Source organism: Ensifer sp. ENS02 (assembly GCF_014851885.1).
Classification (GTDB): domain Bacteria; phylum Pseudomonadota; class Alphaproteobacteria; order Rhizobiales; family Rhizobiaceae; genus Ensifer; species Ensifer adhaerens.
Genome location: NZ_JACVAO010000005.1, coordinates 331991 through 345177, shown reverse-complemented (window position 1 = coordinate 345177; position 13187 = coordinate 331991). Strand labels below are relative to the sequence as shown.

Genomic DNA, 13187 nt, shown 5'->3' with positions numbered 1-13187 from the left:
GAGATCGCTTTTCTTTACGCCTTGCGACGTCGGCGGTCCGACCGGGCAGCGATACTTGCGTTTTCGCAAAGAGGGCCTTCGAACCCATTGATAGATCAAGCCTCATCCGCAAGTCCGCAAGGACGCACGACGAGGAACACGACCATGTTGGACAGATTGATAAGACCGAAACCGAGCGGCGGCATTCCGCGCGGACTCTCGACCACCGGCCCGGTGCTCTTCTCCTATGGCTTTCGGCCGTTCTTCCTCGCAGCCGCCCTCTGGGCGATCGGCGCCATGGCGCTGTGGATCGCCGCACTGATTCTCGGACTAGACCTAGCCGGCGACTACGGTGCCGCCCATTGGCACGCGCATGAGATGCTGTTTGGCTTTTCCTCCGCCGTTCTCGGCGGCTTTCTGTTGACGGCGATCCCGAACTGGACGGGAAGGCTGCCGGTTTCCGGCCGACCGCTCGCTGCCCTCTTCGGACTCTGGGTCATTGGTCGGGTTGCTCTCCTGTCGAGCGGCATCATCGGTCTACCCGTCGCAGCCGCTGTCGAGGCGCTGTTTCTGCCGGTGCTGTTGCTGATCTGCGCGCGCGAGGTGATCGTCGGTCGCAAGTGGAAGGACCTCAAGGTGATCGGCGGGCTCATAATTTTGTCGGCCGCCAATATCTGGTTCCACCTCTCGGTCCTCGGCAATCTCGATGTCGACGCCGCAGCGCGGCTGGCGATCGGGGCCTACACCATGCTGATCATGATCGTCGGCGGACGCATCGTGCCGAGCTTCACTCGCAACTGGCTGAACAAAGTTGGCCGCACCGATTTCCCCGTGCCCTACAACAGGTTCGACACCGCGGCGATCCTGATCGGCGTTGCAGCGCTCGGTGCCTGGACCTTCGCGCCCGTTCACATCGTCACCGCAGCGATTGCGGTGATCGCGTGCGCCTTTCATACGGTACGGTTGCTGCGCTGGCACGGATCACCGACCTGGCCGGAGAAGCTGCTCTTCGTTCTGCACGCGGCTTACGCCTTCGTGCCGCTCGGCTTCCTGGCCATATCGGCCGGCGCGATCGAGCTCCTCAGCGACTACCCGGTCATGCATGTGCTGACCGTCGGCGTGATCGCCTTCATGATGCTTGCCGTAATGACGCGCGCCACTCGCGGCCATACCGGGCGGCCGCTGGTGGGATCGACACTCACCAGCGCCTCCTATGTCGCGATCGCGGGCGCCGCGCTAATCCGGCCGCTGGCCGAGGTGCTGCCGGAGCATTATCATCACCTGATCGCGCTCTCGGGTGCATTGTGGATCGCGGCCTTTGTGCTGTTCACGCTCGAATACGGACCGATGCTGGTGCGCGAGCGCCGCGCGCCGCGCGCCTCACCCTGACCGGACGTCGATACCCAACGCAAAAGGCGCCGCAGATGCGGCGCCTTTTCTTTTCTAAAAGGCTGGTCCTAGAAGATGCTGCCGTGGCCAAGTTCCAACGCGCCGTCGGCGATCATGTCAGGCGTCCACGGCGGCTCGTACGTCAGCCGGACCTCGGCATATTCGACACCCGGCACATACCAGACGCAGTTCTGCACCGCTTCCTTGAGGAAGGCAGTCGCCGGGCAGCCCTTGATCGTCGTCGTCATGGTGACACGGGCAATGCCGCCCTCCTGAACGTCGATGTCATAGATCAGGCCGAGATCGACGACGTTCTTGCCCATTTCGGGGTCGATGATGATGCGCAAGGCATCGCGGATCCTCGCCTCGAGGTCCAGGGTTTCAGGCGCCGACATGGGAGCGCCTCCCACCGATTCGGATGAGGATCCGGTAGGTCTCGCCGGTCGCATCGAAATTGCCGGCCCATTTGTGGCCGCGCTTGGCGAGCTCCGGATAAAGGAACAGCGGTTCGCGCGCGAGCAAGGCGAACAGAACCTCGCCTTCGGACATCTTCTCGGCCGCTGCCAGAATGCGCACCATAGGCTCCGGCGGATCGAGCTCTGTCAGGTCGAGCTGGCGGCTCGGGTCGGGCCAGGCGTCGAGATCCGTTTCGCTGACCGAAAGCCTGATCCCCTCGACCTCGCCTTCGGGCGTAAACAGAACCTCCCAGTCGCCATTGTCGAGCGGGCGGTCCTGATGGGTGAAGCCGCGACCCGCCATGACGCTGAAGAGCGGAACGGGCCGGAAGGTCGCGATCAGCTTCAGCGCCTGGCCCGGCGCCAGGCTGTCGACTGCATTCATGATGGCCTGGAACGGGTCGCTGCCGCCGCGCAAGTGCGGTCGGACGTCGAGTTCATAAGGATCTTGGCTCATGGGAACCTCCGTGAGGAAAAGATGGCAGAAACAGGCCTGGTCGAACAAGTCCATCAGGCAATCGAAGTTCGGCCGGAACGTTGATCAGTCGCCGTGTTCGCACGAACTCCAGGATGAGCGCATTGACGGCAATCAACTGGCCGAGGCTTGCAAAACGAAAAATAGGCGCGCTGCCGATCAGGAGGGCGAGCGAGCCAACCGCGACCGTCAGATAAAAGAGCCGGAACCAGCGAAGGGCGGACGTTTCGCTGACGAGGTCCTGGACCCTCGGGGTCGGCATGCGCCCAAGCGCCGGCCCGTAACATTCGAGCCAGGTCATGAACGGCACGATCTTGTAGAGCTGGGCGAGCCCCATGCCCGTCAGCCATCCAAAGGTGGCGAGATAAATAACGGCGCCGATAGCCTCATCAAGGCGGCCGGCCGAGAGCAGCGCGACGAAGAGCATAGCCGCGGCGACCAGTGACACGAAGGCGCCGATGCTGGCGCGGCTGTTGAGTTCGATCGCCTTGCGCCGGCGCTCCCGATAGATACGCAGGATATCGCCGACATAGATCGCGACCACGGCCGCGCCGGAACCGACGGCAAGGAGGAAAAGCGGCGAGCGACCAACGGTGCCCACGAGAATGACGGGCACTGCGGCCGCCAGAACGCCGAGGCAAAAGGCACCAAGCATGAAGACAACACGGCTGCTTGTCCGCTCTTTGTCTGGCGACAGCATGAACATGGTCAAAAGTCGATAGCTGACGCCCATGGTGGTGAAGCTCAACCAGCCGCAGAGGCCGAGGGAGGCATGAAGCGAGAGACCATCGACGGTGAGGTCGATCGCGCCCGCCGCGTCGATCAGGCCCGAGAGCACGCCAGCATAGACGCCGCCGAGCAGCATCGTGCCGAAGAGAGCGGCAAGGCCGACCGCGACGAAGCGGGCCGGTAGTGGTAGGGGGCGTGCATGCCAAAGCGTGACTGCGAAGGAAAAGCCCAGCACCGAAAAGCCAACGATCGAGAAAGCGGCTCCAAGAGGAAGCAGCGTCACGGGAACATCGATCGCACCGGAAAGACCGACGAAGCCGAGGGTCAGGGTGGCGATGCCGACGATAAGAAAGAGGAGCGCCGGCAGGGCGACGGTCGGCAAGGACAGCGGCTGGCCGACGAGAACAGGTACGAATTGCAGCAATGCGCCGGTCATCAGCAGGCTTAGCCAACCGAGAGCGACAATATGGACGAGCGCCAGCGTTTCAGGCGCCTCAAGGGCTAAGACCGGATAACCAAAGCCGAGAACCATCATGGTCTCGCCAAGGACGAGGAAAATCAGCGCGGCCGCGAAATAGGACATGGTCCAGCGGGATAGCGTGGCTGCGAACATGGTGGTTCAACCCTTGGATCACGATGGCTCTGGTCGAGCCGAACAAGCGTGATCGATTCTGCTAAGTGGGAGCGGGATGAGAGCGGAAAATGACGCACGCTTTTTCTCACCCCGCTCTTGAAGGACACCAGGGGCTCAGTGCCCGCCGCAGCAGCAGTCACAGCCGGAGGACTGTTGCCGACCGATCTCAACTCGCCAGACCTCCGGCCCCTGCTCGAGGTATTCCCAGGTGAATTCGCCCGGATAGCGGGTTTCCAGCTGGTAGTGCAGTGGACGCGGATCGTGGTCGTTAACGATGATGAAGGCGCCACCCTCGGCAAGTGCGTTCAACATGCCGAAGATTTTCGGATGGCGTTCTACCGGCGGGATCGTCCGCACATCGATAAAGGGCTTGTCGGTCTCTGCAATGGTCATGGTTATCCGATTCTGAGCGCCGTGGTTTGATGATGATCCGGGAAACGCCGGCGCACACGCCCCGGATTTCCGCAACCTAGCGACAGCGCCGCCGCGACATTTTGTCGAAGCGCAAACAAATCTCGCTTTGGCCTCGACCAACCCCGTCCTTGACTTTTCGCAAAGAGGTGCCTGCCAGCGCGGCCTACAAAAGCTGTATCCATCGCCACCCAGATGAGGACGAAATGTTAGCTTCCGCGCTCCTGAAATACGGTGAAATGCGCCTGCCGCGCTACACGAGTTACCCGACCGCACCGCGCTTTGCCGCTGATGTCGACGATCACACCTACGGCGACTGGCTGAAGGCGATCCCCGAGGGGCAGAACGTGTCGCTCTACCTGCACATCCCCTTCTGTCGTTCCATGTGCTGGTACTGTGGCTGCCACACGACGATCACCAAGAAGGACGATCCGATCCTCGACTATCTCGATGTGCTCCGAGACGAGATCCGCATGGTCGCCGATACCATTGGCCGGCCGCTTCCGGTCTCGGAGGTACATTTTGGCGGCGGCACGCCGACGATCATCGAGCCACGTGAATTCCTTGCGCTGATGACGTTGATGGGCGAGCGCTTCGCGCTGTCACCATTGGCCAATGTCGCCGTCGAGATCGATCCGCGCCGGCTGACGCTTGCCATGGCCGAGGCACTCGGCGAAGGCGGCGTTAGGCGTGCCAGCCTCGGCGTACAGAGCTTCGATCCCGTCGTGCAGAAGGCGATCAACCGCATCCAGAGCGAAAAGCAGACGGCCGAAGCCGTCGACCATCTGCGCGGCGCGGGCATCGGTGGCATCAATTTCGACCTGATCTACGGCCTGCCGCATCAGACGGTGCGCTCCTGCGTCGAGACGGTCGAAGCGGCCGTCGCGATGCGGCCGGAACGGTTCGCGGTTTTCGGTTACGCCCATGTGCCGAGCTTCAAGAAGCACCAGCGTATGATCGACGAGAACGCGCTGCCCGACAGTGCCGCCCGCGCCGAACAGGCGATGGCGATCAGCGAAGCGTTGGTCAAAGCCGGCTACCGCCAGATCGGCCTCGATCATTTTGCGCTTCCTGACGACGATCTCGTCACCGCCCAGGAGGCCGGGCAACTCCGCCGCAACTTCCAGGGCTATACGACCGACACTTGCGAAACGCTGATAGGTTTCGGCGCTTCGGCAATCGGCCGCTCGCACGACGGTTATGTCCAGAACGAGGTCCCCCCCGGCGTCTATGCAAGCCGCATCGCATCGGGACGGCTCGCAACAACCAAGGGCTACCGACTGACCGACGAGGACCGTTTGCGCGCCGCGATCATCGAACGGCTGATGTGCGATTTCAGCGCGGATATGTCCGCAATCGCCGCAGCGCATGGCCGGGACTGGCAATCGTTCGTCGACGGCAATAGCAAACTGGCCGAACTGCGAAAGGATAGCGTGATCGATATCGCTGATGGCGTCATCACGGTGCGTCCCGAGCACCGCTTCGTCATCCGCGCGGTGGCGGCGGCCTTCGACGCCTATATCGACGAGTCCCAGAGGGTGCACAGCAAGGCGGCTTGAGTGCGCTGATCGCCGGGAAGGTTTGGTATTGCGAGCCTTCCCGGCGCAATCACGCCGGCAAAGCGTCATCCGTCTCTTCCGTCATGCTCGGGCTCGACCCGAGCACTTCGTTGTTTTGTGCCACGAAATACGTTCGGATGCGCCTTGGATCCTCGCCTCAAGGGCGACGATGACGAAGTTTGGGGCAACTGCGCTCCCTGAAAACGAGCCGTTTCCAAGCTTATCGCTGGCAGCTCAGCGATACACTTTGGCAAAACTGCCCATCCAACACGTCATGCCGGCTTTTCCCGAGCATCGAGACCCAGCCTCCTCCCCCCGAGAATAGCCGCGAGCGGATCGGCAAATCCGTCCCGAATGGCCGCGAAACGGCGCACGCGCGGCGGGCATACGGCTTCCGTTGAATCAAAGAGGCCCGGCGGTTGCAGGGCCTCTTGCTTCTCTCTCGACTTGGGGACCGCCCTACCCCACCAGATTGCGGTAGATCGCCGGCAGTGCCGCCGGCAGCCGCGAGATGTTGCCGACTACGGAATAGCCGTTCTGGCCGAACATGGCGGGCACGTAGGACTTCGCCTCCCGGTCGACCGTGACAGCGAAGGTGTTTATGCCGCTGCGCCGTGCCTCCGTGACCGCGCGACGGCTATCCTCGAGCGCAAAACGCCCCTCGTAGTGATCGATATCGTTGGGCTTGCCATCGGTCAGAACAAGCAAGAGCTTCTTGCGGTTCGGCTGCCGACGAAGCTCGGCCGAGGCATGCCGGATCGCAGCACCGATGCGGGTATAGTAGCCGGGTTTCAGTGCGGCAATGCGCGCTTCGACCAGCGGCCCCATAGCCTCGTTGAAGGCCTTCACGGTTTCCACCCGCACCCAGTCACGCCGCCTTGAGGTGAAGGTAAGGATCGAGTGGTTGTCGCCGCAGGCCGACAGCCCGTGCGCAAGGATGAGCAAAGCTTCTTTTTCCACGTCGAGCACCCGCCGGTTGTCTGACCAGGAATCGGTCGACAGCGACACGTCGACGAGGATCGTCACCGCCAGGTCATGCACCTGCGGCCGACTCATCAGATGGATGCGGTCGCTGCCCTGGCCGCCGGCGGCGAGATCGGTGCGGGCACGCACGACCGCGTCGAGATCGAGATCGGCGCCGTCAAGTTGTGCACGCAGCATCTCGTGCCGCGGGCGCAGCACTTCGAACTGGCGCCGCACCCGGCGGATCAAGCTCCGGCTTTCCTCGGTCAGTTCGCTCCGCTCTTCCTGGGCGGAAGCCGGCATTGCCAGCACGCGGCAATGGTCCTTGAGGTACTGCCCGGTCCGGTAGTTCCATTCGGGATAGGTCAGCTCGGCCGTCAGCGGCGTCGGATCGACGGCTTCCGGCGGCAGATCGAGATCGAAGCGGAATCGCGCCGAGGGCCGTCCCTTGCGCTCGCCGAGCGTCATGTCGTCCAGTTCCTCGGCAGCCTTGCTGTCGTGGTCGTCGCTGTCGTCGCCGGGACGGTCGACGTTGACCATCTCGGCCATGGCCAGGATCTTCTCGAAGCGATTGAGGATGAACGGGCTGCGTTCGCCCTTGCGGTTCTCCGGGTTTTCGCGCACCGCCACGTGGCGCTCAACCTCGACACCCTCACTCTGCGTGCCCGCTGTCGCGGCCACATCTTCGTCGCGCACGGTCGTGGTTTCGGCCCGCAACAGCGTGTCCGGCCATAGCGGCATCGGCAGCATCGGCAGGTAGCCGGGCGGCGCACGATGCGGGAAGATCACCGGCAGCGTCGTATCTGCCTCGCCTGTGGCCCTGCGCAACAGCCGCAGGACGCGGTTTTCAAGATGCTGCTCGATCGACGGCAGAGCGCCCCGCTTCCGCTCGGCAAGGGTAGCCTCGGCCAGACGCCGATAGCGCCGCCTAAGGCCTGGGAACCGCTGGAAGACGTCCTCGACCGTCTCCAGCGCGCGCGATATCAGCGCCAGGTCACGACGGAGCGGATCGGTCTCGCTGACGGGGTCGACCGGCATCGTCGCCATATAGGCGACGAGCCAGTGATAGAGATCCCGGTTCAGGTCTTTCGTCGGAAAAATGTCGATCTCGCCCGGCAGCATCAAGGACGCGTGGTCGCGCGCCGGCTGGACGAGTTTCTCTTCGCCAAGTCCCATGCGCTGCCGCCACCGCAAGCGATGGGTCGACGTGCGCCCGCGGGCGGGCACGATCTGCACCGCTGGCTCGCCGCCATGTCCGCGAAAGCAAACGCCGAGCACCGGCAGCATGTCGGCGAGCTTCACCGCCTCCTCCGGATAACGCCGCCAGGTTCTGGTGTTGCCGACGAAACGGTGCCAGGCTCGTCCGACGGTTTCTTCGAGCTCGAGGAAATCAAGCATGGCTCACCTCAGGCGATCAGAGAACCGGCCACTTCGAGAAGTGCTGAGCGCACATCCGGTTCGTCGGTCAGAGGCTCGATCATCGCGGCCCGCACCGCATCCTTCACCGGCATTCCGGCATCAATCAGCGAGGCGCAATAGACGAGCAGCCGGGTCGACACGCCTTCTTCGAGATCATGCCCTTTCAGAGCGCGCAGGCGCTGCGCGAGGTTGACGAGCGGCGCCACCTGGCTCTCCAGCAGTCCGCTCTCTTGCGAAACGACTGAAATCTCGGCGTTGCGCGGCAGGAAATCGAACTCGATCGCCACGAAGCGCTGACGGGTGCTCGGCTTCAGGCTCTTCAAAAGGTTCTGGTAGCCGGGATTGTAGGACACGATCAGCATGAAGCTCGACGGTGCTTCGAGCAGTTCGCCGGTCCGTTCAAGCGGCAACATGCGGCGATCGTCGGTCAGTGGATGCAGGACGACGGCGACGTCCTTGCGGGCTTCCACGATCTCGTCGAGATAGCAGACGCCGCCGTTGCGCACGGCCCGGGTCAGGGGGCCGTCGACCCAGACGGTGTCGCCACCCTTGAGCAGATAGCGACCGGTAAGGTCGGCGGCGGCCAGATCGTCATGGCAGGAAACGGTCGAAAGCGGCAGGCCGAGCTTCGCTGCCATGTGGCTGACGAAGCGGGTCTTGCCGCATCCTGTCGGTCCCTTCAAGAGCAGCGGCAGCTGTCGCACCCAGGCGCTTTCGAACAGCGCGCATTCATTGCCGGAGGGGCTGTAGGCGGGGATATCGAGCGCCGCGCGACTGACGGCAGATTGGACAGGGCTCATGGCAAGTCTCCATGCTGGGAATTCTTGGGGAGATGCCGGCGCGGCGAACCGCGCCGGCTGGTCGGTTATTCAGCGGGTTGGACGATGCCGGCGAGCTTCTCGCTGCGCTCGCGCCCGGGCACCAGAACGGCCCAGATGAACATCAGCGCCGAGATCAGGACGACGGCACCGGAACCGAGGCGGATCCAGTAGAACAGCGCCAGCTGGTCCTGGACGTCCATGTAGCTTTCGCCGAGCACGCGCTGCAGATGCGCCTGGAGAACACCGGCAAAGGTCAGCGCGAAGGTCATGACCGACATGGCGGTGCACATGATCCAGAAGCTCACCATCGACAGCCACTGGTTATAGGGCGCACGGCCGCGGATCTCCGGGATGGCATAGGCCATGACCGCGAGGTTCAGCATCACGTAGGCGCCGAAGAAGGCGAGGTGTCCATGGGCCGCGGTCACCTGAGTGCCGTGGGTATAGTAGTTCACCGAAGACAGCGTGTGCAGGAAGCCCCAGACGCCAGCGCCGAAGAAGGCCATGACCGAGCAGCCGATCGACCAGAGGAGGGCTGCGCGGTTCGGATGCTTGCGGCCGGCCTTCCAGGTCATCACGAAGGTGAAGACCACCATGGTGAAGAAGGGGGCCACTTCCAGCGTCGAGAACAGCGAACCGATCCACTGCCAGTAGCCCGGCGCGCCGATCCAGTAGTAGTGGTGGCCCGTGCCGAGGATGCCGGAGAAGAGCGCCAGGCCGACGATGACATAGAGCCATTTTTCGACGACCTCACGGTCGATGCCGTTGAGCTTGATCATCAGGAAGGCGAGCACCGATGCCATGATCAGTTCCCAGACGCCTTCGACCCAGAGATGGACGACGTACCACCAGTACATCTTGTCGAGCGCCAGGTTGATCGGATTGTAGAAAGCGAAGAGGAAGAAGATCGCGACACCCCAAAGCCCGAAGATCAGGATGTTGGTGACGGTCGTCTTGCGGCCTTTCAACACCGTCAGCGTGATGTTGTAGAGGAACATCAGCGCGACGATGACGATACCGACCTTGATCGCGAAGGGCTGCTCGAGGAACTCACGCCCCTCGTGGATGTGCATGAGGTAGCCGACGACGGCAATGGCAGCGGCGATCAGGAAGATCCAGAACTGCGCGATGGCGATCTTCGTGCTGTAGAGCTCGGTTTCCGCCTCTTCCGGCAGCAGGTAGTAGGTCGCGCCCATGAAGCCCATGAGCAGCCAGACGATCAGCGCGTTGGTGTGGACCATGCGCACGATGTTGAAGGGCAGCAGCTCGGAGAGCGTGTTGGGCAGGACGTAGATGGTGCCGGCAAGCACGCCGAACAGCACCTGGGCGAGAAACAGGCCAAGCGCTCCGTAGAAATAGAGCATCGCGACCTTTTGGGTTTGGTATTTCATGGTGTCACACTCCACTCGGTTCGCTTAACCTGCCTCGTTCGGCGGCCAGTTCTGGGTCTTGATGCGGCTCGTCCATTCGAGGAAGTCAGCGAGGTCGTTGAGTTCCTGTTCGGTGAGATTGAACTGCGGCATCTGCCGCCGTCCCTCGATGCCGGTCGGCTGGGCAGCCATCCAGGCCTTAAGCGTATCGCGGGCGCCATCCGGATCGGCCTCGCCGCCGAATCGCTTCCAGACGTTGCCGAGCTCAGGCGCGAAATAGGCGCCCTCGCCGAGAAGCGTGTGGCAGTTGATACAGGAGTTCTTTTCCCAGACGTGTTTGCCGCGGGCGACCGCATCGGTCAGCGTCGACTCATCCGTCGAAGTCGTCCGCATGTAATAGTGGCTGTGGGCGGTCAGCCCGACGAAGATTGCGAAGAAAAAGAAGGACCCGCCGTAAAAGACGTTACGGGCCCCGGTTTTGGTGAGGCGTTCTGCCATCACGTGGTCCTTTCGATTTCAGTTGGCCGCTGAGAGTGCGGCCGGCTGATCTGATCCCCTCCCCGTGCGGCGCAGCCGGCAACAATCGGGGCGACCTCATGTCTAGGGAAATCGGCGGCGGCTTCTTTGCGTTTCGGCAAACAAGTCCGCGGCTAGCCTCAGCTGATGAAAGCAGTGCTCAGGACCAGCTTCGCTGCAGCGACGAGGACGAGTGCTGCGGGCCAGATCAAAAGGCCAAGACGAAGGGCCGACGGCGCCTGCCGGAGCCCCATGAAATCGAGCGCGACGAACCGGCTTTTGACGATGGCGAGCCCGAGCAACACGACGATGACGAGGGTGGCCGGCCCGGCGACCGCCATCAGCGCCATGCCCGACATCACGGCTACGGCAAGCAGCAGCCAGGTCTTGAACAATTGTCTGGGATTGCGATCGGTCATGGCACTCACACGAGATAGACGAGCGGGAACATCACGATCCAGACCAGATCGATCACGTGCCAGAGCGTGGTGATCAGCTCGACATTGCCGGGTTTCGGTCGCCAGGCAACGATGATGAGCACGAAGGCACCGAAGACGACGTGCAGCAGATGGAAGCCCGTGACGAGAAAATAGAGCTCGAAGAAGGAGCCGAACTGAGGATCGCCGGCAACGCCGGCCTCGGCGCTATATTCGAAGAGCTTGATCCCCACGAAGGCGAAGCCGAAAAGTGCTGCATTCACCAGCGCCCGCCGACGCTGCTTAAGTGATGCACTCGGCCTCGTCGCCAAGGCCGCCTGCCAGCCGCTTGTCAAAAGAACAAGCGTGTTGATACCGGCAAGCAGCGGATCGAGATGCGAGCGGGCGGCGGCAAACGCGTCCGGCTGGAGAAGACCCACAATCAGGAAGCCGACAAGCAGAATACCGAACGCGGCAAGTTCACTCCAGACGAGCACCCAGAGCAGCAAGGCGTCCGTCGTATCCTCTTCCACCGTTGCGGCAATCGGATGACTGCGGGCATCCATGTCAGCGCCTCCGTTCAAAAAACATCGTTCGAGCTAGGCGCGAGCGCGCACCCTGTCTTTGCGATTGAGCAAAGAAGCCGGCAGGGGGCGGGGCTATTGGCTGACAACAAAGGAGCCTTCCGATGACAGACGCACAGATCGGCCTTTCCGTCGCCACCCCCATCATCATCGTCTTCGCCCTCGTGCTCTATCGCATGGGCGTGCTTCAGCGCGGCGCGACGCTGTCGGCGATCCTCTCCTCCGTTGCGATCGCCATCGTTCTGTTTCTCGATCGCTGATCTGCAGACTTTGAGAAATGTCAAAGAGGATCATTGCCGTCGGGTGTAGTTCGAACCAACACTCAACGGAGCAGATCGATGCAGCAGCAATTTTCAGAACATCACGAGCTGGGGCAGGCTTACCGCGAGCTTTTATCCCTGTGTGATCGCCTCGAGACGCTGGCCGATTCCATCCCGCGCCGCATCGACCTGACGAGCTGCCGCGTGATCCTGACGGAGCTGCCGGAAAAGCTCAGGCGCGTCCACGCGCTGGAGGAAATGATCCTGTTTCCAGCAGTCGAAATTCAGCGGGCAGACGACGGCCGTTACGCCTTGATCGCACGGCTGCGCGCCGAGCATGACCAGGACGATCGGGCAGCCGTCGAGCTGGTACGTGTGCTGAAGGCGGTTCTCGACAACAGGCCATCGCTCAGCTGGGATGCGATCGGCTACATGCTGCGGGGCTTCTTCGAAACTGTTCGCCGCCATGTCGCAACGGAGCGCCTGCTTCTCTGGCGCCATGCGTGAGACAACCGATATGACCTATTTTCTCCTCGCCTTCGCCGTCTTCCTGCTGCTCCATCTGGTGCCGGCCTGGCCGGCGTTACGCCAGGGCCTGATCGACCGGCTCGGTCGCTCGACCTATTTCGCGGTGTATTCGCTTCTTTCCGTGCTTGCTCTCGGCTTCGTCTTTCACGCGGCCCTTCAGCTCGATTTCATCCCGCTCTGGGAACCGGCGGCCTGGCAGGCCTGGGTAACCTTCGTGCTGGCGCCACTCGGCATCTTTCTCGTGCTGGCTGGCCTCTTCAGCGAAAACGCGCTGTCGATCTCCATCTATCAGGGAAACGAGCGGCCCGGCGCCATCGTAACGATCACCCGTCACCCGGTGCTCTGGGGCTTCCTGCTCTGGGCCGCCGGTCACATCGTGCCCAATGGCGACTTGCGCGCGCTGGTTCTTTTCGGCGGTTTCGCACTGTTTTCCGCCGGTGGCTTCTTGATGCTTGAAAAGCGTGCCCGCCGGCGTTTGGGTGACAACTGGCAAGCGGCCTCGAAGGGCACGTCAGTCTGGCCCTTTGCAGCCATCATCCGAAGCGAAACCCGTTTGCGCGCCGATCCCGTGATGATCATCGCCGCCTTTGCCACCGTCGCGATTGCCGTGTGGCTGCTGCTTGGCGGTCACGAGGTCCTGTTCGGCGCCGATCCGCTGCTTCAGGCCACCGTCTCCTAG

15 protein-coding genes are annotated in these 13187 nt (G+C 62.6%); 5 read left to right on the top strand and 10 right to left on the bottom strand.

The features are described 5' to 3' along the window. The first annotated feature begins 144 nt into the window (after positions 1-144). Entirely contained in the window at positions 145-1368 is a 1224-nt protein-coding gene (locus IB262_RS13265) for an NnrS family protein (RefSeq protein WP_060583513.1), read from the top strand. A gap of 68 nt (positions 1369-1436) precedes the next feature. Here the strand turns inward: IB262_RS13265 and IB262_RS13260 are convergent, their stop codons facing one another. The 4 genes from IB262_RS13260 to IB262_RS13245 form a co-directional block, all read right to left on the bottom strand. Next, a complete protein-coding gene (locus tag IB262_RS13260) occupies positions 1437-1763 on the bottom strand; it encodes a metal-sulfur cluster assembly factor (protein ID WP_034790566.1) in 327 nt (108 codons plus the stop codon). Next, positions 1750-2280 (bottom strand): DUF2249 domain-containing protein, encoded by a 531-nt coding sequence (locus IB262_RS13255; protein WP_089044842.1) that lies wholly within the window; start codon positions 2278-2280, stop codon positions 1750-1752. The genes IB262_RS13260 and IB262_RS13255 overlap by 14 nt, the downstream gene beginning before the upstream one ends. After that, positions 2261-3640: a hypothetical protein gene (locus IB262_RS13250; RefSeq protein ID WP_060521138.1), complete on the bottom strand. Its 1380-nt coding sequence runs from the start codon at positions 3638-3640 to the stop codon at positions 2261-2263. The genes IB262_RS13255 and IB262_RS13250 overlap by 20 nt, the downstream gene beginning before the upstream one ends. A gap of 135 nt (positions 3641-3775) precedes the next feature. Continuing rightward, on the bottom strand, positions 3776-4054 hold the full coding sequence (locus IB262_RS13245) for a DUF2249 domain-containing protein (RefSeq protein ID WP_034790571.1): 279 nt from the start codon (positions 4052-4054) through the stop codon (positions 3776-3778). Between the two features lie 224 nt (positions 4055-4278). Here IB262_RS13245 and hemN point away from each other — a divergent pair, with 224 nt between their 5' ends. Next, positions 4279-5631, top strand: coding sequence for an oxygen-independent coproporphyrinogen III oxidase (gene hemN, locus IB262_RS13240; protein WP_112976901.1), 1353 nt, complete (start codon positions 4279-4281; stop codon positions 5629-5631). 459 nt (positions 5632-6090) lie between these two features. On the opposite strand, the gene IB262_RS13235 is transcribed toward hemN, so the two are convergent. From IB262_RS13235 to IB262_RS13210, 6 genes are all read right to left on the bottom strand, one after another. Next, complete coding sequence (locus tag IB262_RS13235; RefSeq protein WP_060583505.1) at positions 6091-7992, bottom strand: nitric oxide reductase activation protein NorD; 1902 nt, start codon at positions 7990-7992, stop codon at positions 6091-6093. A gap of 8 nt (positions 7993-8000) precedes the next feature. Beyond that, entirely contained in the window at positions 8001-8813 is an 813-nt protein-coding gene (locus tag IB262_RS13230) for a CbbQ/NirQ/NorQ/GpvN family protein (RefSeq protein ID WP_060521135.1), read from the bottom strand. Between the two features lie 65 nt (positions 8814-8878). Then, positions 8879-10225 (bottom strand): nitric-oxide reductase large subunit, encoded by a 1347-nt coding sequence (locus IB262_RS13225; RefSeq protein ID WP_060521134.1) that lies wholly within the window; start codon positions 10223-10225, stop codon positions 8879-8881. 24 nt (positions 10226-10249) lie between these two features. Further along, positions 10250-10702 carry a cytochrome c gene (locus tag IB262_RS13220; protein ID WP_060521133.1) on the bottom strand — a complete coding sequence of 151 codons (453 nt, stop codon included), beginning with the start codon at positions 10700-10702 and terminating at the stop codon, positions 10250-10252. Positions 10703-10860: 158 nt separating this feature from the next. After that, a complete protein-coding gene (locus IB262_RS13215; RefSeq protein ID WP_034790601.1) occupies positions 10861-11139 on the bottom strand; it encodes a cytochrome C oxidase subunit IV family protein in 279 nt (92 codons plus the stop codon). A 5-nt stretch (positions 11140-11144) separates the two neighbouring features. Beyond that, on the bottom strand, positions 11145-11702 hold the full coding sequence (locus IB262_RS13210; protein WP_089044839.1) for a cytochrome c oxidase subunit 3: 558 nt from the start codon (positions 11700-11702) through the stop codon (positions 11145-11147). A gap of 122 nt (positions 11703-11824) precedes the next feature. Here IB262_RS13210 and IB262_RS13205 point away from each other — a divergent pair, with 122 nt between their 5' ends. The 3 genes from IB262_RS13205 to IB262_RS13195 all read left to right on the top strand — a co-directional run bounded on the left by IB262_RS13205 (position 11825) and on the right by IB262_RS13195 (position 13187). Continuing rightward, positions 11825-11980 carry a hypothetical protein gene (locus IB262_RS13205; protein ID WP_089044838.1) on the top strand — a complete coding sequence of 52 codons (156 nt, stop codon included), beginning with the start codon at positions 11825-11827 and terminating at the stop codon, positions 11978-11980. 78 nt (positions 11981-12058) lie between these two features. Continuing rightward, the gene (locus tag IB262_RS13200; protein WP_051659203.1) at positions 12059-12487 is read left to right on the top strand and encodes a hemerythrin domain-containing protein; all 429 of its coding nucleotides are present in this window, start codon (positions 12059-12061) and stop codon (positions 12485-12487) included. 10 nt (positions 12488-12497) lie between these two features. Beyond that, positions 12498-13187, top strand: a complete 690-nt coding sequence (locus tag IB262_RS13195) for an NnrU family protein (RefSeq protein ID WP_192493650.1) — start codon at positions 12498-12500, stop codon at positions 13185-13187.